Source organism: Kosakonia sp. H02, from assembly GCA_030704225.1.
Lineage (GTDB): Bacteria > Pseudomonadota > Gammaproteobacteria > Enterobacterales > Enterobacteriaceae > Kosakonia.
Genome location: CP131915.1, coordinates 2,949,327 through 2,975,584 on the forward strand (window position 1 = coordinate 2,949,327; position 26,258 = coordinate 2,975,584).

Consider the following 26,258-nt stretch of genomic DNA (forward strand, 5'->3'; position numbering starts at 1 on the left):
TTCTGGATTGTGGCAAAATAGCAGTCATTATCATTTCAGGGAGTCATCGCTCGTGTTGGAAAAATTGCGCTCACGTCTTGTTCATATTGGCCCGTCGTTGCTTAGTGTGCCGGTTAAGCTCACGCCGTTTTCCCTCAAACGTCAGGTGCTGGAGCAGGTGCTGCGTTGGCAATTCCAACAGGCGCTGGCGGATGGAGAGCTTGAGTTTCTCGAAGGCCGCTGGTTAAGTATTCAGGTTCGAGATATTGGCCTGACGTGGTATACCTCTGTTGAGGACGGGCAGATGATCGTGCGTGAATCTGCCGACGCGGATGTCAGTTTCAGTGCCGATGCCAGTGATTTGCTGATGATTGCCGCACGTAAACAAGATCCGGATACGCTTTTCTTCCAGCGTCGGCTGGTTATTGAAGGGGATACGGAACTTGGGCTGTATGTCAAAAACCTGATGGACGCCATTGAACTGGAGCAGATGCCAAAACCCCTGCGGGTGATGCTGCTGCAACTGGCGGGATTTGTTGAGGCTGGCCTGCAAACGCCGCCTGCAACGACACAACCTTCTGTAGGTGAGCCATGCTGATTAGAGTTGAAATTCCCATTGATGCACCCGGCATTGATGCCCTGCTGCGCCGCAGCTTTGGCGGCGAGGCCGAAGCCTCACTGGTGCACGATCTGCGCGAAGACGGTTTGATCACGCTGGGATGTGTTGCGACCGACGATGAAGGACAAGTGATTGGTTATGTTGCTTTCAGCCCCGTCACCGTCGCGGGTGAAGAGTTACAGTGGGTCGGGCTGGCACCCCTGGCGGTAGACGAGCCGTATCGCGGGCAGGGCATTGCCCGCCAGCTGGTGTACGAAGGGCTGGATTCACTCAATGAATTTGGCTATGCCGCAGCGGTCACGCTGGGCGACCCGGCATTTTACAGCCGTCTGGGGTTTGAAAAGGCCACAAAATATGATTTACGCTGCCGCTGGCCGCAAAGCGAAGAGGCCTTTTTAGTGCATCGCCTCGCGGACGACGCCTTCAACGGCGTAAGCGGTCAGGTGGAATATAGCGATCACTTCAATCGCCTTTAACCGCAGGCGTTAACAGGCTTTCCCGCAGCGCTTCGAAAGAGCCATCTCCGGCGACGAGGCGCTCTTTCTGGCGCTTGGTGAGCTGCTTAATGCGATATTCCAGCCGCAGTGCCAGCGACCTTTCGCCGATTTGCGCCTCAAAGACCAGTTCCAGCGCGCCTTTCCCCCGTAACGCTTTTGCCCCTTTTCCCGTTTGATGTTGCGTAAAACGACGCGGTACATCGGTGGTAATACCGGTGTAGAGCATGTTGTCGTGCGTGCGAATGAGATAGAGAAACCAGGGCGTCATGGCGATGTTCGGTATGTTAAGGTGAACGAAAAATAGCACGGAGAAGAGAAAAAATGGAGACTCTTGCGGCCATTAACCACTGGCTGGCGAAACAGCACGTTGTCACCTGGTGTGTGGCGAAGGGCGGAGAGTTATGGTGTGCCAACGCCTTTTATTTTTACGATCCGCAAGCTGTCGCCTTTTATGTGCTGAGTGAAGAGAGCACTCGTCACGCGCAAATGACCGGACAGAAAGCAAATGTTGCAGGCACGGTCAACGGCCAGCCAAAAACGGTGGCGCTGATCCGCGGCATCCAGTTTGCAGGCGAAATTCGTCGCCTGGAAGAGGCGGAAAGCGCGGCGCTGCGGGCGCAGTACAACCGGCGCTTTCCGGTGGCTCGCGCGTTGTCAGCCCCGATGTGGGAGATTCGCCTGAGCGAAATCAAGTTCACCGACAACACGCTGGGGTTTGGCAAAAAACTTCACTGGCGTCGCGGCTCAGGCGCCGAGTAAGCGCAGCGCTTCGCGGTTAAATGCCGGTAAATCATCGGGAGTGCGGCTGGTGACCAGTTGATCTTTATCGACCACCACTTCCTGGTCGAAGAACTCTGCCCCGGCATTTTTCACATCGATCACTATCGGTTTCACCGCCGTCAGTTTACGCCCGCGAATCACATCCGCGCTGATTAACAGCTGCGGGCCGTGGCAAATAGCGAAAACGGGTTTACCGGTGTTAATAAAGTCGCGTGTGAATGTCACAAAACGATCATCCCCGCGCAGCGAATCCGGCGAGTGTCCACCCGGTAGCAGCAGCGCGTCAAAATCAGCCGGACGGACTTCATCAATGGCTTTATCAATAGGCACTTCGGCTTCGCCTTTCTTGCCTTTAACGGTTTTCCCGGCTTGCTTCTCAATGGTGATAACCTCATGCCCGGCTTTACGAAACGCCTCTGCCGGAGAGGTGAATTCTGAATCTTCAAACTCGTCGGTGATCAAGACCGCAATTTTCTTGCTCATACTTCCTCCGTTGTTTTTGCTTCAGAAAGAGAGTTATCCATACTTAACTCACAACTAACAGTAAGCCTGGTTCACAAGGCTGACATTGCAAGGCGGATTCGTCTGCAAAGGAGACGAGATGCAACGAGTATTAATCACCGGCGCGACCGGTTTAGTGGGCGGGCACTTATTACGGCTGTTAATTAATGAGCCGCGAGTGAGCGCCATTGCCGCGCCCACACGCCGCCCATTACAGGGATTTCCCGGTGTCGATAACCCGCACGACCCGCAATTAAGTGATGCGCTGGCACTGGTCACCGATCCCGTGGATACGGTTTTTTGCTGCCTGGGAACCACGCGGCGGGAAGCGGGCAGTAAAGAAGCGTTCGTGCATGCGGATTATACGCTGGTGGTGGATACGGCATTAACCGGGCAGCGGTTGGGTGCAAAACAGATGCTGGTGGTCAGTTCGATGGGAGCTAACGCCCGTTCTCCCTTTTTCTACAACCGGGTGAAAGGGGAGATGGAAAACGCGCTGATTGCGCAAGGGTGGCCATCACTGACGATTGTTCGCCCGTCGATGTTGCTGGGCGATCGGGAAAAAAAGCGTGTTAATGAATCCCTGCTTGCGCCGATTTTTCGCCTGCTGCCCGGCAACTGGAAGTCAATTTCTGCGCAGGATGTCGCGCGTGCGCTGCTGGCCTCGGCATTTTCTGCCTCCGACCGCGGTGTTCAGGTGATTGAATCCGCGCAGTTGCGCGAGATTGCGGCAGAGAGCCCGTTTGCAAAATAAGAATTCAGGCGTACTATTCCTGGGCTTAAAACCACAACATCCCCGGGGAATGCTATGACTGGTCAGTCTTCACCTCAGGCGGCAACACCGATTCAGTGGTGGAAACCCGCACTGTTCTTTCTTGTTGTTATCGTTGGTCTTTGGTACGTGAAATGGCAGCCGTATTACGGTAAAGCCTTTACCGCCGCCGAGACACACAGCATTGGTAAATCAATTCTTGCTCAGGCCGATTCCAGCCCGTTTCAGGCGGCACTGGACTACGCCATGGTCTATTTTCTTGCCGTCTGGAAAGCGGCGGTTCTTGGCGTACTGCTGGGCTCGCTTATCCAGGTGCTGATCCCGCGCGACTGGCTGTTGCGCACACTCGGTCAGCAGCGCTTTCGCGGCACGCTATTAGGTACGTTGTTCTCCTTGCCGGGCATGATGTGCTCATGCTGCGCCGCGCCGGTTGCCGCCGGTATGCGTCGCCAGCGTGTGTCGATGGGCGGTGCGCTCGCGTTCTGGATGGGCAACCCGCTATTAAACCCGGCGACGCTGGTGTTTATGGGCTTTGTGCTTGGCTGGCATTTCGCTGCTATCCGCCTGGTCGCCGGGCTGGTGACGGTGCTGGGTGTGGCGATGCTGGTACAGACGCTGGTGAAAGAGAGCCCGCAGCAGGCGGACGCGGTGGATATCACGTTGCCGGAACCGCAGGGGAGCTTTATGGCGCGCTGGGGCAGGGCGCTGTGGCAACTCTTCTGGAGCACCATCCCGGTCTATATTCTTGCCGTGCTGGTGCTCGGTGCCGCGCGCGTCTGGTTATTTCCGCATGCGGATGGCGCAGTAGATAACACCGTGCTGTGGGTGATTGCGATGGCGATTGTCGGCTGCCTGTTTGTTATCCCAACGGCGGCGGAAATCCCGATTGTGCAAACCATGATGCTGGCGGGCATGGGTATGGCTCCTGCGCTGGCGCTGCTGATCACGCTGCCTGCGGTGAGCCTGCCGTCACTTATCATGTTGCGTAAGTCTTTCCCGGCAAAAGCGCTGTGGATGACTGGCGGACTGGTCGCGCTGTGCGGCATGTTAACCGGGTTTATCGCGCTGGTGTAAGGTTTGACAGTGATAAAAAAACCCGGTTATGAACCGGGCTTTTTTACTATTTGAGGAGGGTGAACGCGGTAGTGACGTGTTTCACCCCGCTGACGCGGCTGGCGATATCTGCCGCCGCCTGGCCTTCACGTTGGGTAACGAGGCCCATCAGGAACACTTCGCCATTTTCCGTGGTCACTTTCACATTGGATGATTTCACCTGATCGCTGCCCAGCAATTGCGAGCGGACTTTGGTGGTTATCCAGGTGTCGGAAGAGGCGGTTCCCAGGCCAATCGGCTGACCCTGGCGGATCTCGTTAAAGACTTCGGTTGCGCCTTCAACGCCAATGGCAATCTGTTTTGCCCGGGAAGAGAGATCGGTCGTCGGAGCCTGACCGGTCAACAGCACTTTCCCCTGGTACGCCGTAACGTTAACCCGCGCTTCTTTCTTAATTTGCTCATCTTTTGACAGGGCGCTGTTCACACGCAGTTCCAGAGTGCTGTCATCAACCTGGGTTCCTACGGTACGTGGATCCGTTGCCGCTTTCGTGCCGACGGCGGCAGAACCGACCACCACTGCGCCAACACAACCCTGTAGCAGCAGTGCGGAAATAAGGACTGCGAGGGGCGTAAATGCCTTCATGTGTACTCCTTAATCATCCTGGTGAGGAAAAAGCGTGTTATCAATCAGATCGCATAAGCAATTCACCGTCAGCATGTGCATTTCCTGGATGCGTGCACTGCGGTGGGAAGGAATACGAATTTCCACGTCCTGCGGCCCCAGTAAACCTGCCAGCTCACCGCCGTCATAGCCGGTCAGTGCGATGATGGACATATCGCGCGTCACTGCCGCTTCCACGGCTTTAACGATATCGCGACTGTTTCCCCGCGTTGAGATCGCCAGCAGGATATCGCCGTTATGGCCGAGCGCGCGCACCTGCTTGGCGTAAATCTCATCATGTAAGCGGTCGTTTGCTATCGCGGTTAAGACCACATTATCGGTATTAAGTGCAATGGCGGGTAAACTGGGACGCTCCGTTTCAAAACGGTTGATCATGCTGGCAGCAAAATGCTGTGCGTTGGCGGCGGAAGTGCCGTTGCCACAACAGAGGATTTTGTTGCCGTTAAGCAGGGAGTGAACCATCGTCATGGCTGCGCGGGAAATAGCATCTGGCAACGCTTCCGCCGCCGCAATTTGGGTTTGAATGCTTTCCGTAAAGCAGACTTTAATTCGTTCGAGCACGGTAATCCCTATAATTCAGCAATTATGAGTGGTCGTTAAACGCGTTTTGTATCCACTCAACGTCATTTCCGGTGAAGGCTACCACATCAAACCGGCAATCCACAGTATCAAAACTCCCATTGTGCCGGGCAAGCCACAAACGGGCGGTGTGCAGCAGTTTGCGCTGTTTGGCGAGCGTAATGCTGCTCGCTGCGCCGCCAAAACGCGCCGATTTGCGATAGCGAACTTCGACAAAAACGGTGGCGTTGCCGTGGCGCATTATCAGGTCGATTTCGCCGCCGCGCTCGCGCGCATTGGCGGCGATAAACCGCAGTCCTTTGCCTTCCAGCCAGCGACGCGCCTGCATTTCCCACGCGTCGCCAGTTTGTTTCCGAGTTAGTTCGCCGGGACGATTTGTCCCTGTTGGTATTTTAGCCATGACAACTTCCTGTTGATCACGCAGTCCTGAGTGGCGGTCAGATCGCCGGTATTGCCATTCAGCTCAAAGCCCGGCACCTGACGCATTTGCGAGAAATTATTCGCCAGCGACCAGGCATCCGCGCCCATCGCATACAGACGCGCCAGCGAATAATCGTTGTTGACGCTTCTGAGCGCCTGCTGCATCAGCGACGGGTTCGCGCCAGCCAGCATCGGAATTTCGTTAAACTGCAAACCGTCCATTTCGAGGCGGAAGTCCGGGCCTGCGCCGCCCTGAGCGCTGCGCGAGCTGGCATAGAGCATCACGCCGCTCTGGCTGCCGGTACGCAGGGTGATCATCGGTTTAATAAGCGCAATCTCATCCTGGGTTGCCAGGATGTAAACCGCATCAATACTGCCGCTACCGCTGATTTGCGCCTCGGTCGGCGGTGCCGGAATATTCAGGCCGCCAATGGTCACGCCTTGCTGCTGTGGCAGGCTGGATGTTACCGGGCTGCCGGTCATGGCGATGCCAGAGCCGCCGTTCAGGCCCATACGTAATTCGGCGGTCGAACCGAATTTTTGCGCCAGCACCACGCTGCCGCCGAGGTTTTTCCACTCATCCGCAAATGCGTTGCTGACGCGCTCGCCCAGAGCGCTGCGCGGAACCAGCAGCAGGGGCGCATGGCGACCCTGATCGTGGATATGGCGCGCGGCATCGCGGGCTTCATCTTCCGGCGAGAGGGCGAAATAACAGATATTCGGGCGGTTTTCGATTTGCTCCGGCTGGTTGAGGGCCAGCACATTCAGCGCCGTATGGCTGCGCATCAACTCTTCAACATGATTTTTCAGCAACGGGCCGACCACGATGCTGGCTCCGTCTTGCTGAACCTGGTTGAGGATCTGATCCATCGGCTGCGCGCTGGTGTCGTAGATTTTCAGTTCCGCACCAGGGTTCGCAGGTGTGGCGGCTGTGGTGGCCGGTTGCGTGGCGTTGGGGTCTGTCGTTGCCGGTGCAGGCTCCTGTTCTGAAGGTGTGGCAGCTGCGTCGTTTGTGGTATCCGTGGCACTCTGCGCTGGGCTGTCCGGAGCCTGAACCTGTTGAGCATCCGGTGCGGCAACGTTCTGCTGCGCCTGGGCGTCGGTCAGATCGGCAACATTGGCCTGAGAAGGGCTGACGACATCCGTCGATGCAGACTGCGCCACCTGCTGCGGGACGGCCGGGCCGGAAACCGGAGATGCGCCGTTTTTCGCCGCTTCAAAACCTTGTTGGATCGCGCGGCCAAACACCGCAGCCTGGCCATTTAACGGTAGCAACAGGGCAATTTTATTGGTCGACGCGGGTTTGAAGTTTTGCAGATTCGAGAGCTGGCTCGGCAACATTTTCGCCGCCGGATTTTGCGGGTAGCGGGTCTGCCAGTCGGTAATGCCGGCTTTCAGCATGTTGGGATCGTTGCGGTTATCAAACCACATACGTTGCAAATCGAGCCAGCCTTGCAAGGTCACTTCATCGGCGTTGATTACCAGCGATCTCGCCTGATCCTGCGTCATGGACGCCAGCGCTTGCCAGGTGGCATCAATATTTTTCTGTTGATCTTCCGGCTTGCTTAGCAGCGGTTGCTGGGCAATCAGGGCGCGCAGCAGGGTTAATGACGGTTTGCCCTGGGCGGCGGTAATGCCGATTTGCCAGTAACGCGCCTGTTGGTTTTGTTCAAGTGTGGCGGGATCGATTTTATCGAGTAACGTCTGTGCTCCGGCAAAATCCCGTTGCGCCAGTTTCATCTCGGCGGAGAGCAGCGAGTATTCTTTACGCTGACTATCGTTCAGATCCTGTGGCAACTGACCATATAACTCGCTTGCCTGCTGGGTTTTGCCTTCTTTGAGCAGTGCACGAATGGCGAGTAATTGCCAGTTGGTCTTGCTATCATCTGTGCTTTGCTGCATTTGATGCAGGTAATAGCCAGAATCAGCCTGCGCTGAACCCTCCATATGCGAGGTGCTCTGGTCTGTCGATTGCGTGCCGCAACCTGCAAATAGCAGGGCGGCCAGCACCACAGGCAGGCAGCGCGTGGCTTTCGAACGTAGTAATTTTGACGGTAGCATTCTGTATCCAGTGAAATTTTTACGCAGTGCTCAATATTAAATCGGCAATACGGATGAAACAATGAAACAACACGAATCGGCGGAGAATTCTCAAGGTCAGCTTTATATTGTACCTACTCCCATCGGGAATTTGGCTGATATTACTCAACGCGCATTAACCGTGTTGCAAGCCGTTGATTTAATTGCCGCTGAGGATACCCGCCACACCGGTTTACTGCTTCAGCACTTTGCCATTAATGCCCGGATGTTTGCGCTGCATGACCATAACGAGCAGCAAAAAGCAGAGTCGTTGGTGGCGAAGCTAAAAGAAGGGCAGAACATTGCGCTGGTTTCCGATGCCGGCACGCCACTGATTAACGATCCGGGTTATCACCTGGTGCGTATCTGCCGCGAAGCCGGTATTCGCGTTGTCCCGCTGCCTGGCCCCTGCGCGGCAATTGCGGCACTCAGCGCTGCCGGTTTGCCCTCCGATCGTTTTTGTTACGAAGGATTTCTGCCCGCCAAATCTAAAGGGCGGCGCGATACGTTAAAAGCGCTGGAAACCGAAAGCCGCACGCTCATTTTCTATGAATCAACCCATCGTCTGCTGGAAAGCCTGGAAGATATGGTTACGGTGTGGGGCGAATCCCGCTACGTTGTGCTGGCCCGCGAGCTGACCAAAACCTGGGAAACCATTCAGGGCGCACCGGTCGGTGAGCTGTTGGCCTGGGTTAAAGAGGATGAAAACCGCCGCAAAGGCGAGATGGTGCTGATTGTCGAAGGCCACAAAGCCCAGGAAGACGAACTGCCCGCCGACGCCCTGCGTACGTTGGCACTGCTGCAAGCCGAGTTACCTCTGAAGAAAGCTGCTGCACTGGCCGCCGAAATCCACGGCGTGAAGAAAAATGCGCTGTATAAGTACGCGCTGGAACAGCAAGGGTAAGCCGCATGATGACCGGGGCGCAGCAACCGCGCGCCCCGACCCTGTCAGAGAATACCCAACGCGGATGCAAGAATTGACAACACAAATGTCACCGCAATCAGCACCACCGGGTGAGTCTTTTTCGCTCGCAGCAGGTAATACATCAGCAGCGTATAACCCATTGGCAAAATGTTTGGGAATACCTTGTCAAAAAAGTCTTTTTGTAGCGCTACGCTGTGTGTTTCATCAATGGGAAAGGTGGTTACCACATTGATATGCACATACGAGGCAATCAGACCCCCGATAACGGTAATCCCGAGGATCGTCGCCGATCTCGCGATCATTTGTGAGTTTTCACGAACTTTATCAATGGCTTTGACGCCCACTGAGTAACCGACGTGGGTCCAGCCTACGCGCAAAAAGAAAATCGCCAGGTAGACCGCAAAGAAAAGTATCGGGCCAAGCAGGTTGCCCTGGCTGGCAAAGGATGAACAGATACCTGCCATAATCGGTAACAAGGTGAACCAAAAGATGGCATCGCCAATCCCCGCAATAGGGCCAAACAACGCAACTTTTAGCCCCTTAATGGTGCTGCGGTTTTCTCCTTTCTCTTCCATTGAGATAAGCAGCCCCATCAAAAAACCAACCAGGTTGGGGTGGGTGTTAATAAACTCCAGATGGTCTTTCATTGCCGCGCTTAAGCCGTCTTTATCGTCCTTATAAATCTTTTTCAAAAGCGGCAGCATCGCCCAGGTAAAACCGCCAGCCTGCATCCTTTCATAGTTAAAACTGGCTTGCAGCACGGACGAACGGAAACCTAAACGGGTGATATCTTTCTTACTGATTTCAGATGCCATTGCTGTAATCCTCTTTATCGCTGGGGTTGCCTTCTACCTGCGGCTGAGACTGGTTTTTCGCCCGCGCATTGAAGAATTCATAAACTGCGAAACCGGCACCTAAAACGGCAACCGGCAGCAGGTTGCTGACCTGGATATAACAGACGAACAGAAACCCGGCGATCAGGTAGGGAATGTATTGCGCTTTGAACATGACACGTAAGAGCAGGCCGAAACCGACCGCCGGTAAAATGCCGCCCGCAACTTCAAAGCCATGTGTCAGCCAGCCAGGCATGGCCTTCACCAGCGCCTGCATTGCGCCCTGGGCCATGTAGGTACACAGAAACGCGATAATGGCGTATGAACAGGCGACAATCAGCGTGGTGAGCCAGTTAAGGCGTGCAAAGGCCGCGGTATCGCCCGTTTTGGCGTAGTTATCCGCTTTCGACATAAATAACGAGAAGGCGGAGTAGAAGAACAGAATGATGTACTGCATTAACAGGCTAAACGGCAGCCCCAGGCCGATTGCCGTTTTGGCGTCGACACCGGTGGACCAGGCAATGACCGTCGTCATCACGCCCGCCATAATCGGGTTCGGGGGTTGTACACCGCCCGCCGGGGTTAAGCCTGCAAAGGCGAGTTCGGTTAAGCCGCCGGTTATTAACCCGATATGAATGTCCCCGAGGATCGCGCCTGTCAGGGTACAAACAATAATCGGTCTGAACAGGAATAGTGCTTCCAGCCAGAAATCAATACCGAGGATAAAAACCAGAGCTGCCAGGGATAATCCCTGTATTAGCGTTATTTCATGCATTTTTCAGCCTCATCAGAGAGCGTTGCTTACCATCGTTTGCCGACAAAAAGCTCAGTCGGGAATATAGGTTTTTGTATCGCCGGGAACATCCTGAATAAAAATATGGGCCCCGTGATGTTTAATAAAACGCAGATCGTCCAGGTCCTGTTCATTGACATAGACTTTGCTGCTTATCTGTTTTTTCCCCGCCGAAAAATGCATGTTGCCGACGTTGACTTCGTGCAGTTTCACGCCGCCTTCAATCAATTTTCGTACCGTTGCTGGCGTGCGACAGATAAGGAAAATCTTTTGATGAGGCGCAGCTTTATCGAGAATATTTATCGTTTTTTCCAGTGAAAAGAAGCGGATGCCAAAGCCATAGGTCTCTGCTGTTATGCCCATCAGTTTTTGCTGCAATGTGTCTTTTGCGACGTCATCGTCAACGACGACAAGCAAATTGGCACCGATAGCCGACGTCCAGGTAACGCCCACCTGCCCATGGACGAGACGGTTATCGATACGCGTTAATAAAATATTGGGTGAGCTCATATTATTGTCCTGTCATTAACGATTACGGATAAGTTCCTTTCTAATATTTATTCCAGCCACGCTTCAAAATTAATTGCTTAAAAGCACCGTCATTGCGCCCGAACAGTGTCTTCTTTCTCCAGCCTGTCGGCAGAACCGCAGACCGTGATCTTACTTCTCACAACCTCTTTCATCGCATCCATGCCGACCCGCATGTAGTAACGCGGATCGTTACCGTCAGGGTTTTCGTCAAACCATTTTCTCACCGCCGCAGCGAACGCAATTTTCAGTTCCGTCGCGACGTTGACCTTACATATGCCTAATTCAATTGCCCGGCGGACAAATTCGTCGGGCACATCGCTGGCACCGTGCAAAACCAGAGGAACATCCACGACGTTACGGATTGCCTCAAGCCGCTGAAAGTCGAGCTTCGGCGGCTTCGTATACAGGCCGTGCGCCGTACCAATGGCGACGGCGAGGCTGTCAACGCCGGTTAAGTCGATAAAACGCCGGGCATCCTGCGGTGACGTCAGAAAAGCGCTTTCCTCATCAACATCCATGTCATCTTCTACGCCACCCAGCCGTCCGAGCTCCGCTTCGACGCTGCAATCCTGGCTATGGCAGAAATCAACAACGGATTTAACCAGCCGGACATTTTCGTCGAAAGGGAGATGGCTGCCGTCGATCATGGCGCTGCGTACGCCGATATTGACCTTCCGGCGGATATCCTCCAGCGATTCGTGATGATCAAGATGCAGCGCCACAGGCATGTGGTAACTGGCAGAGTAGGCGTCGCACAGTGCGTAGATCTCTTCTATGGCGATGTGTTTGTAAGTGCCCGGTGTGCCGGCAAGGATCACCGGTGAACGCATCTCCTGGCAAACTTCAAGGATGGCCTGAATGGTCTCTGCATTATGGATATTGAACGCCGGGATGGCGTAGCCTTTCGCCTGCGCGTCCTGCAAAAGATATTTGGTTGAGATAATGCTCATTATGCCTCCTGCCACGGATGAATGACGACGCCTTGCACCACCCGGTTAACAGTACCGCTCTGGGACGGGGTATCCGGGGCGATCCCAGCCTTTATTGATTGGGCGAGCGCAAATACCTGTGCGTACATCAGGAAACAAAATGCCTGCTCCACATCCAGAAAATCGCGGGCGGGGGGCAGCGTAATATGCGTTCCGACGGTGATGGCGTGCTCTTGCGATGCGGAGACAGAGACAATACGCAGTGCCTGGTTCTCGCGGCGAAGTTCTGCCAACAGATCGAGATCGTACAGGCGCGTGTAAGGGTGGCTCGAGATAAACACGACAACCAGCGTTTCGTTATCAATCAGCGATTTGGGGCCGTGGCGAAAGCCAACTGGGGAATCGTAGAAGGCGGCCAGTTTGCCAGCGGTTAATTCCAGCACTTTGAGCGCCGACTCCCTTGCCACTCCCTGCAAGCCACCGCTACCGAGATAGACAATGCGTTTGAAGGGGAAATCACCGAATACACTGGCGGAGAAATCCCCGAGCGAGTGGATGATTTGCTGGCAGCGTGAGGCAACATCACGAAAACGCGTTGTGCTAATGACGTCGGGTGCGAAGAGAGCAAGGCAGCTTGCCATCATGGTGGTGATGCTGCTGGTCATGGCGAAACCACGATCGTGTGTTTCGGCAGGTGTTAACAGAGCCCAGGCGTGGCGGCTGGCCGCGGCATTCTGGTACAGCGCTCCGGCTTCGTTGCAGGTGATCACGAGGTGATAGCACTGTTTGACGAGTTGGTCTGCCAGGTCCACGGCCGCGACGCTTTCCGGGCTGTTGCCAGAGCGTCCGAAGGACACCAGCAGAGTCGGTTGCGTTGCCTGGAGGTAGTCCATGGGATTCGTGACCAGGTCGGTAGTCGGTACTGCGGTAATGTTTTTCCCGGTGTGGCGCGCAAGCCAGGGACCAACAATGTCGCCAATAAAGGCGGAAGTCCCTGCGCCAGTAAGAATAATTTTAAGATTTTGTATTGATAAAACGGGCTGCAAAAACGCATCAATCTCATCACGCTGGCGATCGATATTTTCAAGCGAGGCAATCCAGCACGCCGGTTGTTGACGAATTTCTTGTTCGGTCCAGGTTGACGTGTTTGATCGCCCGGAAAGCATTTCACTCATAGCGTATTCCTTAGTCATGCACGGTCACGAAAGTGAGCAGAAAGGGAACCTTTCATTTCGTTTCATTAAAATTGATTTTGCGTTAAATGAAATCTAACGAAAGCAAAATGAAAGATCAATGCAAAAATAGCAATAAATCGAAAAGTGTGATCGTTAAAACAAAGGAAGTGAAATTTCATTCATAAGAAAAAGGAATGGCGCGAAAGCGAAAGAAAAGGCATGGCGTAATAACAGCGCCATGCCCAAACAACAGACAAGAAAAAGGACTACAAGGGGGAGTAGTCAGGTTATTGCGTTAATCGTAATGCCATCTGTCAGATCCCTTCTTCGATCTGTTTTTCATCGCGGCAGCGCCCCAGTTCATCGGCAAGGCTTGTCAGGCCGCGATGGCCGCATTCAAGCGCCTGTGAGCGAAACGCTTCACAGCTTAATTCATCCCGTTCAAGTGCCATCTCCAGCAGCAGTTGCAGGTTGGTGCCGGTAATGACTTCGCGGTTCGGCTGCTGCATCGCAAGAGTGGACGCGACACGAAATGGTGTGCCGCCCAGCAGATCGGTGAGAAACACCAGCCCCTCGTTGCCACTCAGCGTGTTGACCGCCTCTTCCAGTTGTTCTGTCAGCAAGGCGGTCGTTGAGGTTTCTGGAAAATCGATAGCGATAAATTGCGCCTGCTTACCCAGAATTTGCGTCATTGCTCTTGCCATTCCACTGGCGAAACCACCGTGTCCACAAAGAATAATTCCCAGCATCGTGACTCCTTAATTCAGAGGAAGTGTGCAAATTTACCAATAATACCCAGCGCGACCGTCACGCCTATCAGGCGTAATGGGCTCCATCCCCGGCGTACCAGCCAGAACATTCCCAGCGTGTATAGCAGCGGCAGAAAGGCAGGCATCAGCTTATCGAAAACATCGCTTTGCAGTTTAACCACCGCATCGCCCGCTTTTACCTCAAGCGTTGTGGAAAACCGCACGTAGGTAGCCACCAGCGCACCAATCACCGTCATACCGATAATAGAAGCCGCGTGACCGACCTTTTTCGTATTGGCTTTGATAAGGGGGATCGCGGCTACCCCCATCCGGTAAGCATAGTGCGCCAGGCCAAAGCGCAGACTGAAATGCACTACGTTAAACAGCAGCAGAAAGATAACGGCGCCCAGTATTGATCCCTGCAACGCCAGGCTGGCACCAATACCGCCGCAAATGGGTAGCAGCGTAAGCCAGAACATGGCGTCGCCAATACCGCCAAGCGGTGCGCCGACGGCAATCTTGGTGCTCTGAATACTGTTAACGTCCTGTTTAGAGCGCTCCATCGCCAGAATGATGCCGATGACAAAAGTCACCAGGAAAGGGTGGGTATTAAAAAAGCCCATATGACCTTTCATGGCCCGTGCTAAATCACGCTTGTTGGTATGAATTTTCTTCAGTGCGGGCAGCAGACCGTAGAGCCAGCCGGAGGCCTGCATGCGCTCATAGTTAAACGAGGCCTGGAGCAGCATCGAACGCCACGCCACGCGGTTGATATCCTGCCGGGTTAGCGGCGCGCCAATCGTCTGGTCTTCATAGCTATTTTCGTTGCTGCCAGCCAGCAAAGTTTGCTCGGTTTTCTCCACGTCTGGCAGAACAGTTTGGTTAGATGCCATCTTCAGACTCCTTTTGCTGAGGATTCGACATGTTTTCTGTCGGGGGTTTACGCAACAGATCGATTAAGGCCATCGCCAGTGCGGCGGCGGCAATCGCCAGTACCGGGAGTTTCAGCCAGGCGGCGGCAACGAAACCAATAATGAAGTAGGGGATGTAAGCGTTCTTCATCATTATTTTCAACAGCACGGCGAAACCGATAGCGGGCATGATCCCGCCTGCTACGCCGAGGCCGTCAATAAGGCGCGCCGGGAGCAGGTCAATGGCGGTTTTTGCATGTTCCGCGCCGAAGAAAATCGGCAGGAATGCACAAAGAAAATAGAACACGCCCAGAACCAGCATCGCCAGGTAATTGACGCGCTCGATTCCTTTGGTGTCGGCATTTGCCGCCATGCGGTCACAGCGCGACATGACGCCGGACATCACTGAGAACAGGAAGGTAATCCCCATCTGCACCGCGACGGCAAAAGGCACTGCAACGCCGACGGCTACATCAGGTTTCACACCGGTGGTAATGGCAAATGTGGTGCCCACGATAGTACCGATAATCACGTTCGGGGGCTGAGCGCCCGCCAGCGGAGCCAGGCCCATCCACACCAGCTCCAGTGTGCCGCCAGTAAGAATGCCGGTATGCAGATCGCCAAGAATGAACCCAACCAGCGGGCCGAGCACCACCGGGCGGTGCAGGTGTGTCAGGCCGTTAAACATATCCAGGCCAGCGATAAAGGCGAGAATGCCCAGCGCGATAGACTGTAGCAAGCTGATTTCCATAAGAGTGCCTCAAAGTAGTTTGAAGATATCCAGTGCGGGCTCTGTCGGCACACCTTGCACTACGCACTCCACGCCGTTGGCTTTCAACGCATTGAACGCTGCAATGTCGCGGGCGTCGACAGAGACAGTTTTGGCGATCTGCTTTTTGCCATCGGCATAGTGCATATTCCCGACGTTAATACGGCTAACCGGGACGCCGCCTTTTACCAGGGTCAAAAAGTCAGCGGGGGTTTTACAAACCAGCAGGATCTTTTGCCGGTCAGCGGCGCGATGGATGTTGTCGATCACTTTTTGCAGCGACCAGAAGCGCACGGCGATCCCTTCCGCCAGCACCATTTCCATCAGATTTTGTTGTACCGGATCGTCGGCAACCTCATCGTTGGCCACCAGCACCAGGTTCGCCCCGGCAAACCCAACCCATTGCACCCCTACCTGACCGTGGATTAAGCGTTCATCAATACGGCTTAATACGATGTTTGGCATAACGTTTTCCTTTTAATTGTTATCAGACGAAACGCCCTGACAGGCGGCGTGGTACTGACGCAGCACGTCCTGAATGTGATCAATAATCAGCGCGTTAGGCGTTGCGCTCAGCCTGTGCTCGCGCACTCTGGCGTACTGAAGCGGCAGGTACTGGCTGATAAGCGGAAGGGGAATGGGCTGGTCGGCCAGGTTACGCACCAGTCGTGCGTAGGATTCATCAATCTGGCTATCCGGCCAGTAATAACGCACGCGGTCTGAATAGCTAAAGTCGCGCGCCAGGCGGCGGGCGTGGCTGTCACCGTGATAATGGCTTTGCCAGTACTCAGGACGGTCGAGCATGACATTTTCCAGCACGTGACGAAGATCGGAACAGGCGCGGGCGGGAAGCAGTTCCTCTTCGATCGCCGCCAGAGCGAACAGCGCCTCACGCAGGGCAAAAGTAAGCGCCGGGCCGACTTTCAAAATAGCAAAGTGATCGTGAACCAACTGGCGCAGCGCCTGAGGTGTCTGATAATCCGTGGAGTGGGCTTCAAACACCAGTGTCGGCTGATCCTCCACCATTTTGCTCAGGGCGCTGGCTTTTTGTGCCTGGTAATCCACGACATGGGTGTGATCGAATTCAACACCGGGCTGAACTACCAGCGCGATGATGCGTGGCCAGATGTTGCTTAGCCCCTGGCGTTCAAAGGCGGCGCGATGCGCCTGTAACGTGGCGCGCGCGGCATCGGGGGAGGTAACGGCAAGCTCGGTCAGCGTTTCGTGGGCACCGCCAGGGACGGGAACTTCAGTGCCGATGACGTAGACCAGATCGGCCTCACCCCATTGCGCCATGCAGGCCACTTCAGCCACTTGTGCCAGCCTTGCGGCGCGTGCCGCTACGATCTCATCGGTAAGCGGTGTAGGATCGTCGGCGCACGACATGCTGCAATCGAGATGGATTTTTTTGAAACCCGCCGTGACGTAATGCTTAATCAGCTCTTCAGCATGGGACATGGCCTCGGATGCGGGTAATGTTTGCCAGCGATTTGGGCCAAGATGATCGCCACCCAAAATCAACTGTGAGCGCGGGAAGCTCAGCTTATCGGCAAGCTGGCAAACGAAAGCGTGAAATTGCGCCGGTGTCATGCCGGTATAGCCGCCGAATTGATCAACCTGATTCGATGTCGCTTCAATAAGTAACGGGTGATGATGAGCGGCGGCAAATCGGATTGCGGCTTCAAGCACCAGGGGATGGGCAGAACAAACGGCGTAGATCCCTTTCTTGTCGCCCTCTTTGTGATGCTTTATCAGCGCGGTAAGGTGTTTCACTTTCCTCTCCCTCTTTAGCGTTATCGGGTTTGTTTCTTTCGTTTCGTTTTCTTTTATCCTGATTCATGTTGTCGTAAAAATAAAATGAAAGATAATGCTTTTCCGATCTGTTTCACAAAACAAACATAACGAAAGTTACTTGCATACACTTTCTGCGAGCAGCTTTCCATCTCGCGCTTGCATTCCTTACGAAGTCAGGTTTAATAAGTAAATCGAAATGAAACGAAAGTTCAGTTAAAGGATTTCTTATGGCCAGCACCAGTTCCTCACCCGAAAAGCGCACTCTCGGTACGAGCGAAAGGCGTGAGCAGATTATCCAGCGGCTACGCCAGCAAGGAAGCGTCCAGGTTAATGATTTATCTCTTTTTTTTGGTGTCTCCACCGTCACAATTCGCAACGATCTCGCCTTCCTGGAAAAACAGGGAATTGCCGTACGCGCTTATGGCGGGGCACTTATCTGTGACGGCAACGCACCGGCATCCGAACCTTCCGTGGAAGATAAAAGCGCGTTAAATACCGGGCTGAAGCGGGGGATTGCGCTTGCGGCGGCTGAAATGATCAAGCCGGGACACCGCGTTATTCTCGACTCGGGAACCACGACGTATGAAATTGCGCGCATGATGAAGCAACACCAGGACGTGATCGCGATGACGAATGGTATGAATGTCGCGAATGCATTGCTTGATGCCGAAGGGGTAGAGTTGCTGATGACCGGAGGGCACCTGCGCCGTCAGTCGCAGTCTTTCTATGGCGATCAGGCGGAACAATCGCTACAGAACTACCATTTCGACATCCTTTTTCTCGGCGTTGATGCCATCGATCTTGAACGCGGCGTTAGTACGCATAACGAAGATGAGGCGCGGCTGAACCGACGCATGTGTGAAGTGGCGGAGCGCATTATTGTCGTGACGGATTCCAGCAAATTTAACCGGTTGAGTTTGCACAAAATTATCGATACGCAGCGTATTGATATGGTCATTACGGACGAAGGGATCCCGGCGGAGAGCCTGCATGGATTGCAGAAAAGCGGTATCGACGTGCTGCTGGTGAAGCAATAAAAAAGAAGCATGGCCGAAGCCATGCTTAAAAGTGAGGTTTACGCTTTTTTTATGAATCAGGTCACCGGAGCCGGGTTGAACACCGCCAGCTGGTTGTGCAGCCCCCATTGATCCGAAAAGGTTTTCTTACGGCCACTGGCGACATCAAGAATAAAGTGGAACAGCTTCCAGCCCACATCCTCGATGCTCTCTTCGCCGGTGGCGATGGTCCCCGCGTTGATGTCCATTAAGTCGTACCAGCGATTTGCCAGCTCGGTACGCGTTGCCATTTTAATCACCGGCACGGCGACCAGGCCGTACGGCGTACCGCGACCGGTGGTGAACACCTGCACGGTGATGCCGGAAGCCACCTGCTGTGTGCCGCAAACGAAGTCGCTCGCCGGTGTTGCCGCGTAAATCAGGCCGCGTTTGGTCGGGCGCTGGCCCGGCGACAGCACTTCGGAAATGGCACTCTTGCCGGATTTTGCAATCGAGCCGAGCGCTTTTTCCACGACGTTTGCCAGACCGCCTTTTTTGTTCCCCGGAGAGGGGTTGGCGCTGCGGTCGGTTTTACCCATGTCCAGATAGTTATCGTACCAGGCCATTTCTTCCAGCAGGCGTTTACCCACTTCTTCATTAATGGCGCGCGGCGTCAACAGATGGATGGCATCGCGCACTTCGGTTACTTCCGAGAACATCACCGTGCCGCCGCAGCGAATAAGCAGGTCAGAGGCGTAACCGACCGCCGGGTTGGCCGTGACGCCGGAGAAAGCATCGCTGCCGCCGCACTGCATGCCGACTACCAGTTCAGAGGCCGGGCAGGTTTCGCGTTTACGCTGGTTCAGTTTCGCCAGGTGACGCTCTGCGACTTGCAGAATATCGTCCACCATCGAACGGAAACCAACGTGGTGTTCATCCTGCAAACGCACAATGCTGGCACCGTCAGCCGGAATCGCTTTCACATCTTCCGTGCCTTCCAGCAGCCGTTCCGGTTGCAGTTTTTCACAGCCGAGACCAATCACCATCACTTCACCGCCGAAGTTCGGGTTCAGCGAAATGTTGTGGATCGTACGAATCGGAATAACTGCCGCCGGTGCGTTAATCGCCACGCCGCAGCCGTATAAATGGTTGAGGCCGACCACGCCATCGACGTTCGGGTATTTCGGCAGCAGGTCGCGTTCGATGATCTTCACCACATAATCCACCACGCCCGCCACGCAATGTACGCTGGTGGTCAGGCCGAGCAGGTTTTTGGTGCCGACGCTGCCGTCTGCATTGCGGTAACCTTCAAAGGTGTAGCCTTCCAGCGGGGGCAGCGGTTCGGGGACTTTGGTCGCCAGTGGAAGAGTGTTCAGCGGCGGCGCTTTTGGCAACTCGACCAGGGATTCATCAATCCAGCTTCCGCGCGGAATGTTGCGCACGGCGTAGCCAATCACTTCGCCATAACGCACGATTTCGCCATGTTGAGGGATATCGACCAGCGCAACTTTATGACCCTGCGGGATATGCTCAATCAGCTCAAGGCCGTCCGGGAATCGGGTGCCCGCTTTTAAGCCGTTGTCGTTAACGATAATCGCGACATTATCGGTGTCGTGAACCTTAATATAAAACGCCCCAGGCGATTGCTGTCTTATTTCAATGTCGGACATTGTTAAGTAATCTCCAGCTAACTGTACGATGCATTACTCAAAATAGAGGAACCATTCTTTATTCTGTAATTAATATCAGAAAGAAAAATCTTGTATGCTGGAAATAAGAATGTCAGGAGTTCAAATATTAAAATGTGATCCACATCACTTATTATCGCCATCCCCCATCTGGCAAGGCTGCATAATGCAAGATCTGTGCATCAGCGCCCAGGCTTATGTGCATATGCTCAAAATAATCTTTTGATTAAATGTGAAAATTGAGCAGCTCACCAATGTATGACTTCCTGTCGCTGATTATACTGAAGGCTAATAAAATCGAAGTGCCCAATATCTGTATTAAGTATCACTATTTAAATTCATCAGATAAAAACACACACAAATAATTATATTTAGAAGTTAGCGGTGCCCGAGGAAATTAAAAATGACTATTGAACAAACCGTCGAAACAAAACGGGCGTTTCCTACCCGTTATTTAATTCTGCTCATTATATTTATTGTTACCGCAGTTAACTACGCCGACCGTGCAACGCTTTCTATTGCCGGGACCGATGTCGCGAAAGAGCTGCAACTTGATTCTGTATCGATGGGGTACATCTTTTCCGCATTCGGCTGGGCTTACCTGCTGATGCAAATCCCTGGCGGCTGGCTGCTCGACCGCTTCGGATCGAAAAAAGTCTACACCTACAGCCTGTTTTTCTGGTCGCTCTTTACCTTTCTGCAAGGTTTTGTCGACTTCTTCCCGATAGCGTATGCCGGGATCTCCATGTTTTTTATGCGCTTTATGTTGGGCTTCTCTGAAGCACCTTCATTCCCGGCGAACGCCCGTATTGTGGCGGCGTGGTTCCCGGCGAAAGAGCGCGGTACCGCGTCAGCGATTTTTAACTCTGCGCAGTACTTCTCGTTGGCGCTGTTCTCACCGTTGCTGGGCTGGTTGACCTACGCCTGGGGCTGGGAACATGTCTTTACTGTGATGGGCGTGATTGGCTTTGTGTTGACCTTCGCCTGGGTGAAATTTGTTCACAACCCAACCGATCATCCGCGTATGACCCGCGAAGAGCTGGAGTACATTGAGAAGAACGGCGCGGTTGTTGATATGGACCACAAAAAAGCCGACGACGGCAAAAGTGCGGGTCCAAAAATGGATTACATCAAGCAGTTGCTGTGCAACCGCATGATGCTCGGCGTGTTCTTCGGTCAATACTTCCTGAACACCATTACGTGGTTCTTCCTGACCTGGTTCCCTATTTACCTGGTGCAGGAAAAGGGCATGTCGATTCTGAAAGTGGGGTTTGTCGCCTCGATTCCGGCACTGTGCGGTTTTGCCGGTGGCGTGCTGGGCGGCCTGTTCTCTGATTATCTGATTAAACGTGGCTCCACCCTGACCGTGGCGCGTAAAGTGCCTATTGTGTTGGGGATGTTACTGGCGTCCAGCATCATTCTGTGTAACTACACCGATAGCACCCCACTGGTGGTGGCGCTGATGGCGCTGGCCTTCTTCGGTAAAGGGTTTGGTGCGCTGGGTTGGCCGGTTATCTCCGACGTTGCGCCAAAAGAGATTGTTGGCCTGTGCGGTGGAGTGTTCAACGTATTTGGTAACGTGGCTTCTATCGCGACGCCGCTGGTCATCGGATACATGGTTAAAGAGTTGCATTCTTTCAACGGTGCGTTGGTATTCGTCGGCTGTTCAGCGCTGATGATGATGATCTGCTACCTGTTCGTGGTCGGCGATATCAAACGTATGGAACTGAAGAAATAAGCAACAACTCATTTAAGGTACAAAAGATGAATAACGATATCTTCCCAAACAAATTCAAAGCCGCGCTGGCGGCTCAACAGATTCAAATCGGTTGTTGGTCTGCGCTGGGTAGCCATATCAGCACGGAAGTTCTGGGCCTGGCAGGCTTTGACTGGCTGCTTATGGATGGCGAACACGCCCCTAACGACGTGCTCACTTTTGTACCGCAATTGATGGCGCTGAAAGGCAGTGTTAGCGCACCAGTCGTGCGCGTGCCGACCAACGACCCGGTTGTTATTAAGCGCCTGCTGGATATTGGTTTCTATAACTTCCTGATCCCGTTTGTCGAAACCGAAGAAGAAGCAGTGAACGCTGTAGCCGCGACGCGTTATCCGCCAGAAGGCATTCGCGGTGTTTCTGTTTCCCACCGTGCCAATATGTTTGGCACCGTGCCGGATTACTTCCGCCAGTCCAACGCCAATATCACCATTCTGGTACAGATCGAAAGCCAGGCGGGTGTCGATAATCTTGACGCGATCCTCGCAACCGACGGCGTAGACGGCGTGTTTGTTGGCCCGAGCGATCTCGCGGCAACGCTGGGATACATCGGTAACGCGGCGCACCCGGAAGTTCAGCGCACCATTCAGCATATTTTTGCCCGCGCCAAAGCGCACAACAAACCGAGCGGTATTCTGGCACCGGTTGAAGCGGACGCGCGTCGCTACCTCGAATGGGGCGCGACGGTGGTTGCGGTTGGCAGCGATTTGGGCGTGTTCCGTTCGGCGACGCAGAAACTGGCCGACACCTTTAAAAAATAAACAAACCACCATTACAGAGAGAGACGCAATTATGACGATGAAAGTTGGTTTCATTGGCCTGGGTATTATGGGTAAACCAATGAGTAAAAACCTCATTAAAGCAGGTTACTCACTGGTGGTCGTGGACCGTAACCAGGACTCGGTTGCTGAAGTGATTGCCGCAGGCGCTGAAACCGCGAGCAGCGCGAAAGCCGTTGCCGAGCAGTGCGATGTCATCATCACCATGCTGCCAAACTCCCCGCACGTCAAAGAAGTCGCGCTGGGCGAAGGCGGCATTATCGAAGGGGCGAAAGCCGGTACGGTGCTGATCGACATGAGTTCTATTGCGCCGCTGGCCAGCCGTGAAATCAGCGAAGCGCTGAAAGCGAAAGGCGTGGAAATGCTGGACGCGCCGGTGAGCGGCGGTGAACCGAAAGCCATCGACGGCACGTTGTCGGTGATGGTGGGCGGCGACAAAGCGATATTCGATAAATATTACGATTTGCTGAAAGCGATGGCTGGTTCTGTGGTGCACACCGGTGATATCGGCGCGGGTAACGTGACCAAGCTGGCAAACCAGGTGATCGTGGCGCTGAATATCGCTGCCATGTCTGAAGCGCTGACGCTGGCGACGAAAGCCGGTGTGAACCCGGATCTGGTATTCCAGGCGATCCGTGGTGGTCTGGCGGGCAGCACCGTGCTGGAAGCGAAAGCGCCAATGGTGATGGATCGCAACTTCAAACCGGGTTTCCGTATTGATCTGCATATCAAAGATCTGGCGAACGCGCTGGATACCTCTCACGGCGTGGGCGCGCAACTGCCGCTGACTGCCGCAGTGATGGAGATGATGCAGGCGCTGCGTGCTGACGGCCTGGGTACGGCCGACCACAGCGCGCTGGCGTGCTACTACGAGAAACTGGCGAAAATCGAAGTCACTCGTTAATAAGAAAGGGCGTTAACGCGCCCATGACGTTTTAGACATCCACCTCTTCAGGCCGCGAGTGGCCTGAAGGGTGACGTGCGCGGCTTGGTCAGGCTCACAACTATGAAAATCGTAATCGCCCCAGACTCTTACAAAGAAAGCCTGTCTGCGACAGAAGTTGCGCAGGCAATAGAAAAAGGATTTCGGGAAATTTTCCCCGATGCTCACTACGTTTCAGTTCCGGTCGCGGACGGCGGTGAAGGTACAGTTGAAGCCATGATAGCCGCCACGAAAGGAACCGTGCATTCCGCCAGGGTTATTGGCCCGCTGGGCGAACATGTCGACGCTTGCTGGGGAATGTCTGGTGACGGTAACACAGCCTTTATTGAAATGGCGGCGGCTAGCGGGCTGGCGCTGGTCCCTCCTGAATTACGCAACCCTTTGACTACCACTTCGCGCGGCACCGGGGAACTTATTCTGCACGCGCTGGAACAGGGGGCAACCAACATTATTATCGGTATCGGCGGTAGCGCAACGAATGACGGCGGCGCAGGCATGGTGCAGGCGTTGGGCGCCAGGCTGACCGATGCCAACGGCACAGAGATCGCCTACGGCGGCGGTCATCTGATGAGCCTGAACAATATTGATATTTCCGGGTTGGATCCGCGTCTGAAAAATTGCGCCATTCGCGTGGCCTGCGACGTCACTAACCCGCTGACGGGTGAGAAAGGCGCATCGCGCATTTTTGGCCCGCAGAAAGGCGCGACCGAAGCGATGATCGTCGAACTGGATCGTAACCTCAGCCATTTTGCGCAGGTGATCAAAAAAGATCTGCATGTCGATGTGCAAAACGTGCCGGGATCCGGTGCGGCAGGTGGCATGGGCGCGGCGCTGATGGCGTTTCTCGGCGCAGAGTTGCGCAGCGGCATTGAGATTGTCACCCAGGCACTGAACCTCGAAGAGCATATTCACGATTGCACGCTGGTGGTGACGGGCGAAGGCCGCATCGACAGCCAGAGTATTCACGGCAAAGTGCCGGTCGGCGTGGCGCACGTCGCCAAAAAATACCACAAGCCGGTGATCGGCATTGCGGGCAGTTTGACCACTGATGTTGGCGTAGTGCATCAGTATGGTATCGATGCGGTGTTCAGTGTGCTGACCAGCATCGGCACGCTGGAAGAGGCCTTTCGCGGGGCGTTTGACAATATTTACCGCGCGTCCCGCAATATCGCCGCCACCTTGCAGGTGGGAATGTTGACGGAAGGGTGACAGGCGCGTGCAAACCCACTATACTGCGCGCCGAAGCTGACCAGACAGTCGCCGCTTCGTCGTCGTCCTCTTCGGGGGAGACGGGCGGAGGGGAGGAAAGTCCGGGCTCCATAGGGCAGGGTGCCAGGTAACGCCTGGGAGGCGCAAGCCTACGACCAGTGCAACAGAGAGCAAACCGCCGATGGCCCGCGCAAGCGGGATCAGGTAAGGGTGAAAGGGTGCGGTAAGAGCGCACCGCGCGGCTGGCAACAGTTCGTGGCACGGTAAACTCCACCCGGAGCAAGGCCAAATAGGGGTTCACAAGGTACGGCCCGTACTGAACCCGGGTAGGCTGCTTGAGCCAGTGAGCGATTGCTGGCCTAGATGAATGACTGTCCAAGACAGAACCCGGCTTATCGGTCAGTTTCACTTTTTCAGGCAAAAACCCGCTTCGGCGGGTTTTTGCGTTTCTGCATCGCATGTCTGTCTTGTCTAATTTATAAACAATTAACCCATCACCCGGCTGGCGAAACGCGCTACCCTGTAAAACAGGTTTTGTCATCATCGCTACGGGAGTTGTTGCCGTCATGGAACAAAAATCAATCATTATTATCCAGGTGGGGAATGCCCCGGAGTCTATGCGCGAGGCGCATGGCGACATTCCACTCTGGTTTTGCCAGGTGCTCGGTTGCGAGCTGGATGACGTTGAAGTGGTTCGCGTTTTTGAAGGCGAAACGCTGCCTGCGCCGGATGCCCGCCGGGCGGCGATCATTACCGGCTCCTGGGCAATGGTTTCAGACAGGCTGCCGTGGAGCGAAAAAACCGCGGCGTGGATACGCGATGCGATGGCGATTGCGATGCCGCTGTTTGGCGTATGCTACGGCCACCAACTGATGTCCTGGGCGCTGGGCGGCGATGTGCAATACCACGAAAAAGGGCGCGAAGCCGGAACCCAAACCGTCTATTTAAATCCGGCCGCCGCCAGAGATCCGTTGCTTATGCATCTGAAAGAGAGCTTCCCCGCGCATCTGACCCACCGGCAAACCGTTACCCGCTTACCCATCGGCGCAACCGTGCTCGCTGCGTCGGTGCACGATCCCCACCAGATTGTGCGTTACGGGCCGCGTGCAGTCTCTGTGCAGTTCCACCCGGAAATGACGCCGGACATCGCCACCGATCTGTTAAGGCTTAATCGCCCACACATTGAAAAAGAAGGGGGTGATACCGACAGCCTGGTCGCCGGCGTGCTGCCCGCGCCAGGTGCGGCGGAAATCTTGCGGCGGTTTATGCAGGGGGTTTTCGAACAAAAAAGGGCTGTCGCTTCATTTGACGCAGGGCAGTAATATTGCCCCGGCGTATACCGGGGCGGCGGGTCAGGCGGCGGCTTCTTCCTCCGCCAGACGAATAACGGCTTCTGCGACAATAACTTCCAGTTCTGTCAGCATCTCTTCAAATCCGAACGACAAAGATGTCGCGTCGGGTACATCGTTGCTCGCTATGCGATCAAACGGGCTATGCATT

Annotated in this window: 30 protein-coding genes and 1 other RNA gene; 13 read left to right on the forward strand and 18 right to left on the reverse strand. The window is 54.5% G+C overall.

Annotated features, from left to right (window positions below; translation table 11 throughout):
- The first annotated feature begins 52 nt into the window (after positions 1-52).
- Both Q5705_13850 and Q5705_13855 read left to right on the forward strand, forming a co-directional pair.
- On the forward strand, positions 53-577 hold the full coding sequence (locus Q5705_13850; protein WLI75671.1) for an SCP2 domain-containing protein: 525 nt from the start codon (positions 53-55) through the stop codon (positions 575-577).
- Positions 571-1,074, forward strand: coding sequence for an N-acetyltransferase (locus Q5705_13855; GenBank protein WLI75672.1), 504 nt, complete (start codon positions 571-573; stop codon positions 1,072-1,074). Before Q5705_13850 ends, Q5705_13855 begins: the two co-directional genes overlap by 7 nt.
- Here the strand turns inward: Q5705_13855 and Q5705_13860 are convergent.
- Positions 1,061-1,363, reverse strand: coding sequence for a GIY-YIG nuclease family protein (locus tag Q5705_13860; protein WLI75673.1), 303 nt, complete (start codon positions 1,361-1,363; stop codon positions 1,061-1,063). The genes Q5705_13855 and Q5705_13860 overlap by 14 nt on opposite strands.
- A 53-nt stretch (positions 1,364-1,416) precedes the next feature.
- Between Q5705_13860 and Q5705_13865 the strand changes: the two genes are divergently transcribed.
- Complete coding sequence (locus Q5705_13865; GenBank protein ID WLI75674.1) at positions 1,417-1,854, forward strand: YhbP family protein; 438 nt, start codon at positions 1,417-1,419, stop codon at positions 1,852-1,854.
- Here the strand turns inward: Q5705_13865 and Q5705_13870 are convergent.
- Positions 1,840-2,358 carry a type 1 glutamine amidotransferase domain-containing protein gene (locus Q5705_13870; protein WLI75675.1) on the reverse strand — a complete coding sequence of 173 codons (519 nt, stop codon included), beginning with the start codon at positions 2,356-2,358 and terminating at the stop codon, positions 1,840-1,842. The two genes, Q5705_13865 and Q5705_13870, sit on opposite strands and share 15 nt — an antisense overlap.
- Positions 2,359-2,476: 118 nt before the next feature.
- Here Q5705_13870 and Q5705_13875 point away from each other — a divergent pair, with 118 nt between their 5' ends.
- Positions 2,477-3,130, forward strand: a complete 654-nt coding sequence (locus tag Q5705_13875) for an NAD(P)H-binding protein (GenBank protein ID WLI75676.1) — start codon at positions 2,477-2,479, stop codon at positions 3,128-3,130.
- 54 nt (positions 3,131-3,184) lie between these two features.
- The gene (locus Q5705_13880) at positions 3,185-4,222 is read left to right on the forward strand and encodes a permease (protein WLI75677.1); all 1,038 of its coding nucleotides are present in this window, start codon (positions 3,185-3,187) and stop codon (positions 4,220-4,222) included.
- A 46-nt stretch (positions 4,223-4,268) separates the two neighbouring features.
- Here the strand turns inward: Q5705_13880 and dolP are convergent, their stop codons facing one another.
- The 4 genes from dolP to Q5705_13900 are packed head-to-tail and all read right to left on the reverse strand — an operon-like array spanning position 4,269 to position 7,943.
- Positions 4,269-4,844 carry a division/outer membrane stress-associated lipid-binding lipoprotein gene (gene dolP, locus Q5705_13885; protein WLI75678.1) on the reverse strand — a complete coding sequence of 192 codons (576 nt, stop codon included), beginning with the start codon at positions 4,842-4,844 and terminating at the stop codon, positions 4,269-4,271.
- 9 nt (positions 4,845-4,853) lie between these two features.
- Entirely contained in the window at positions 4,854-5,444 is a 591-nt protein-coding gene (diaA, locus tag Q5705_13890; protein ID WLI75679.1) for a DnaA initiator-associating protein DiaA, read from the reverse strand.
- Between the two features lie 22 nt (positions 5,445-5,466).
- Positions 5,467-5,862 carry a YraN family protein gene (locus tag Q5705_13895; GenBank protein ID WLI75680.1) on the reverse strand — a complete coding sequence of 132 codons (396 nt, stop codon included), beginning with the start codon at positions 5,860-5,862 and terminating at the stop codon, positions 5,467-5,469.
- Complete coding sequence (locus tag Q5705_13900) at positions 5,820-7,943, reverse strand: penicillin-binding protein activator (GenBank protein WLI75681.1); 2,124 nt, start codon at positions 7,941-7,943, stop codon at positions 5,820-5,822. The genes Q5705_13895 and Q5705_13900 overlap by 43 nt, the downstream gene beginning before the upstream one ends.
- Positions 7,944-8,004: 61 nt before the next feature.
- On the opposite strand from Q5705_13900, the gene rsmI reads away from it, so the two are divergent.
- Complete coding sequence (gene rsmI, locus Q5705_13905; GenBank protein ID WLI75682.1) at positions 8,005-8,865, forward strand: 16S rRNA (cytidine(1402)-2'-O)-methyltransferase; 861 nt, start codon at positions 8,005-8,007, stop codon at positions 8,863-8,865.
- Positions 8,866-8,909: 44 nt separating this feature from the next.
- Here rsmI and agaD read toward each other — a convergent pair whose 3' ends face one another.
- From agaD to kbaZ, 10 genes are all read right to left on the reverse strand, one after another.
- A complete protein-coding gene (agaD, locus tag Q5705_13910; protein WLI75683.1) occupies positions 8,910-9,701 on the reverse strand; it encodes a PTS galactosamine transporter subunit IID in 792 nt (263 codons plus the stop codon).
- Positions 9,691-10,494, reverse strand: a complete 804-nt coding sequence (gene agaC, locus Q5705_13915; GenBank protein WLI75684.1) for a PTS galactosamine transporter subunit IIC — start codon at positions 10,492-10,494, stop codon at positions 9,691-9,693. Before agaC ends, agaD begins: the two co-directional genes overlap by 11 nt.
- Before the next feature lie 51 nt (positions 10,495-10,545).
- Complete coding sequence (gene agaB / locus Q5705_13920) at positions 10,546-11,022, reverse strand: PTS galactosamine transporter subunit IIB (protein WLI75685.1); 477 nt, start codon at positions 11,020-11,022, stop codon at positions 10,546-10,548.
- Positions 11,023-11,111: 89 nt separating this feature from the next.
- Entirely contained in the window at positions 11,112-11,993 is an 882-nt protein-coding gene (gene kbaY, locus Q5705_13925) for a tagatose-bisphosphate aldolase subunit KbaY (protein WLI75686.1), read from the reverse strand.
- Positions 11,993-13,147, reverse strand: a complete 1,155-nt coding sequence (locus tag Q5705_13930) for an SIS domain-containing protein (GenBank protein WLI75687.1) — start codon at positions 13,145-13,147, stop codon at positions 11,993-11,995. Before Q5705_13930 ends, kbaY begins: the two co-directional genes overlap by 1 nt.
- Positions 13,148-13,461: 314 nt before the next feature.
- Positions 13,462-13,896, reverse strand: a complete 435-nt coding sequence (agaF, locus tag Q5705_13935; protein ID WLI75688.1) for a PTS galactosamine/N-acetylgalactosamine transporter subunit IIA — start codon at positions 13,894-13,896, stop codon at positions 13,462-13,464.
- Positions 13,897-13,910: 14 nt separating this feature from the next.
- Entirely contained in the window at positions 13,911-14,789 is an 879-nt protein-coding gene (gene agaE, locus Q5705_13940) for a PTS N-acetylgalactosamine transporter subunit IID (GenBank protein ID WLI75689.1), read from the reverse strand.
- The gene (agaW, locus tag Q5705_13945) at positions 14,779-15,558 is read right to left on the reverse strand and encodes a PTS N-acetylgalactosamine transporter subunit IIC (GenBank protein ID WLI75690.1); all 780 of its coding nucleotides are present in this window, start codon (positions 15,556-15,558) and stop codon (positions 14,779-14,781) included. The genes agaE and agaW overlap by 11 nt, the downstream gene beginning before the upstream one ends.
- Before the next feature lie 9 nt (positions 15,559-15,567).
- The gene (gene agaV, locus Q5705_13950) at positions 15,568-16,041 is read right to left on the reverse strand and encodes a PTS N-acetylgalactosamine transporter subunit IIB (protein WLI75691.1); all 474 of its coding nucleotides are present in this window, start codon (positions 16,039-16,041) and stop codon (positions 15,568-15,570) included.
- Between the two features lie 12 nt (positions 16,042-16,053).
- Positions 16,054-17,349: a tagatose-bisphosphate aldolase subunit KbaZ gene (gene kbaZ, locus Q5705_13955; GenBank protein ID WLI75692.1), complete on the reverse strand. Its 1,296-nt coding sequence runs from the start codon at positions 17,347-17,349 to the stop codon at positions 16,054-16,056.
- Positions 17,350-17,597: 248 nt separating this feature from the next.
- Here kbaZ and Q5705_13960 point away from each other — a divergent pair, with 248 nt between their 5' ends.
- Positions 17,598-18,407 (forward strand): DeoR family transcriptional regulator, encoded by an 810-nt coding sequence (locus Q5705_13960; GenBank protein WLI75693.1) that lies wholly within the window; start codon positions 17,598-17,600, stop codon positions 18,405-18,407.
- A gap of 56 nt (positions 18,408-18,463) precedes the next feature.
- On the opposite strand, the gene garD is transcribed toward Q5705_13960, so the two are convergent.
- Positions 18,464-20,035, reverse strand: coding sequence for a galactarate dehydratase (gene garD / locus Q5705_13965; GenBank protein ID WLI75694.1), 1,572 nt, complete (start codon positions 20,033-20,035; stop codon positions 18,464-18,466).
- A 421-nt stretch (positions 20,036-20,456) separates the two neighbouring features.
- Here garD and Q5705_13970 point away from each other — a divergent pair, with 421 nt between their 5' ends.
- The 6 genes from Q5705_13970 to Q5705_13995 all read left to right on the forward strand — a co-directional run bounded on the left by Q5705_13970 (position 20,457) and on the right by Q5705_13995 (position 26,080).
- Positions 20,457-21,791 (forward strand): MFS transporter, encoded by a 1,335-nt coding sequence (locus Q5705_13970; GenBank protein WLI75695.1) that lies wholly within the window; start codon positions 20,457-20,459, stop codon positions 21,789-21,791.
- Between the two features lie 26 nt (positions 21,792-21,817).
- Positions 21,818-22,588 (forward strand): 2-dehydro-3-deoxyglucarate aldolase, encoded by a 771-nt coding sequence (gene garL, locus Q5705_13975; GenBank protein WLI75696.1) that lies wholly within the window; start codon positions 21,818-21,820, stop codon positions 22,586-22,588.
- A gap of 31 nt (positions 22,589-22,619) precedes the next feature.
- A complete protein-coding gene (gene garR, locus Q5705_13980) occupies positions 22,620-23,510 on the forward strand; it encodes a 2-hydroxy-3-oxopropionate reductase (GenBank protein ID WLI75697.1) in 891 nt (296 codons plus the stop codon).
- Between the two features lie 102 nt (positions 23,511-23,612).
- Positions 23,613-24,758: a glycerate 2-kinase gene (garK, locus tag Q5705_13985; protein ID WLI75698.1), complete on the forward strand. Its 1,146-nt coding sequence runs from the start codon at positions 23,613-23,615 to the stop codon at positions 24,756-24,758.
- Between the two features lie 32 nt (positions 24,759-24,790).
- Positions 24,791-25,169: RNase P RNA component class A (rnpB, locus tag Q5705_13990), an RNA gene on the forward strand.
- Positions 25,170-25,324: 155 nt separating this feature from the next.
- Positions 25,325-26,080, forward strand: coding sequence for a glutamine amidotransferase (locus Q5705_13995; protein ID WLI75699.1), 756 nt, complete (start codon positions 25,325-25,327; stop codon positions 26,078-26,080).
- Between the two features lie 30 nt (positions 26,081-26,110).
- Here Q5705_13995 and Q5705_14000 read toward each other — a convergent pair whose 3' ends face one another.
- Positions 26,111-26,257 carry a hypothetical protein gene (locus Q5705_14000; GenBank protein ID WLI79031.1) on the reverse strand — a complete coding sequence of 49 codons (147 nt, stop codon included), beginning with the start codon at positions 26,255-26,257 and terminating at the stop codon, positions 26,111-26,113.
- Position 26,258: the final 1 nt, after the last annotated feature.

Excerpts from the sequence above, each read along its gene's own strand:
- Q5705_13960 (WLI75693.1), top strand. The coding sequence starts at position 17,598 with ATGGCCAGCACCAGTTCCTCACCCGAAAAGCGCACTCTCGGTACGAGC.
- agaE (WLI75689.1), bottom strand. The coding sequence starts at position 14,789 with ATGGCATCTAACCAAACTGTTCTGCCAGACGTGGAGAAAACCGAGCAA.
- agaC (WLI75684.1), bottom strand. The coding sequence starts at position 10,494 with ATGCATGAAATAACGCTAATACAGGGATTATCCCTGGCAGCTCTGGTT.
- Q5705_13880 (WLI75677.1), top strand. The coding sequence starts at position 3,185 with ATGACTGGTCAGTCTTCACCTCAGGCGGCAACACCGATTCAGTGGTGG.
- kbaY (WLI75686.1), bottom strand. The coding sequence starts at position 11,993 with ATGAGCATTATCTCAACCAAATATCTTTTGCAGGACGCGCAGGCGAAA.
- Q5705_13860 (WLI75673.1), bottom strand. The coding sequence starts at position 1,363 with ATGACGCCCTGGTTTCTCTATCTCATTCGCACGCACGACAACATGCTC.
- Q5705_14000 (WLI79031.1), bottom strand. The coding sequence starts at position 26,257 with ATGCATAGCCCGTTTGATCGCATAGCGAGCAACGATGTACCCGACGCG.
- Q5705_13930 (WLI75687.1), bottom strand. The coding sequence starts at position 13,147 with ATGAGTGAAATGCTTTCCGGGCGATCAAACACGTCAACCTGGACCGAA.
- dolP (WLI75678.1), bottom strand. The coding sequence starts at position 4,844 with ATGAAGGCATTTACGCCCCTCGCAGTCCTTATTTCCGCACTGCTGCTA.
- agaB (WLI75685.1), bottom strand. The coding sequence starts at position 11,022 with ATGAGCTCACCCAATATTTTATTAACGCGTATCGATAACCGTCTCGTC.
- Q5705_13865 (WLI75674.1), top strand. The coding sequence starts at position 1,417 with ATGGAGACTCTTGCGGCCATTAACCACTGGCTGGCGAAACAGCACGTT.
- Q5705_13895 (WLI75680.1), bottom strand. The coding sequence starts at position 5,862 with ATGGCTAAAATACCAACAGGGACAAATCGTCCCGGCGAACTAACTCGG.
- garR (WLI75697.1), top strand. The coding sequence starts at position 22,620 with ATGACGATGAAAGTTGGTTTCATTGGCCTGGGTATTATGGGTAAACCA.
- agaD (WLI75683.1), bottom strand. The coding sequence starts at position 9,701 with ATGGCATCTGAAATCAGTAAGAAAGATATCACCCGTTTAGGTTTCCGT.
- Q5705_13875 (WLI75676.1), top strand. The coding sequence starts at position 2,477 with ATGCAACGAGTATTAATCACCGGCGCGACCGGTTTAGTGGGCGGGCAC.
- Q5705_13900 (WLI75681.1), bottom strand. The coding sequence starts at position 7,943 with ATGCTACCGTCAAAATTACTACGTTCGAAAGCCACGCGCTGCCTGCCT.
- Q5705_13870 (WLI75675.1), bottom strand. The coding sequence starts at position 2,358 with ATGAGCAAGAAAATTGCGGTCTTGATCACCGACGAGTTTGAAGATTCA.
- Q5705_13995 (WLI75699.1), top strand. The coding sequence starts at position 25,325 with ATGGAACAAAAATCAATCATTATTATCCAGGTGGGGAATGCCCCGGAG.
- garD (WLI75694.1), bottom strand. The coding sequence starts at position 20,035 with ATGTCCGACATTGAAATAAGACAGCAATCGCCTGGGGCGTTTTATATT.
- Q5705_13970 (WLI75695.1), top strand. The coding sequence starts at position 20,457 with ATGACTATTGAACAAACCGTCGAAACAAAACGGGCGTTTCCTACCCGT.
- agaF (WLI75688.1), bottom strand. The coding sequence starts at position 13,896 with ATGCTGGGAATTATTCTTTGTGGACACGGTGGTTTCGCCAGTGGAATG.
- rsmI (WLI75682.1), top strand. The coding sequence starts at position 8,005 with ATGAAACAACACGAATCGGCGGAGAATTCTCAAGGTCAGCTTTATATT.
- agaV (WLI75691.1), bottom strand. The coding sequence starts at position 16,041 with ATGCCAAACATCGTATTAAGCCGTATTGATGAACGCTTAATCCACGGT.
- garL (WLI75696.1), top strand. The coding sequence starts at position 21,818 with ATGAATAACGATATCTTCCCAAACAAATTCAAAGCCGCGCTGGCGGCT.
- Q5705_13855 (WLI75672.1), top strand. The coding sequence starts at position 571 with ATGCTGATTAGAGTTGAAATTCCCATTGATGCACCCGGCATTGATGCC.
- agaW (WLI75690.1), bottom strand. The coding sequence starts at position 15,558 with ATGGAAATCAGCTTGCTACAGTCTATCGCGCTGGGCATTCTCGCCTTT.
- garK (WLI75698.1), top strand. The coding sequence starts at position 23,613 with ATGAAAATCGTAATCGCCCCAGACTCTTACAAAGAAAGCCTGTCTGCG.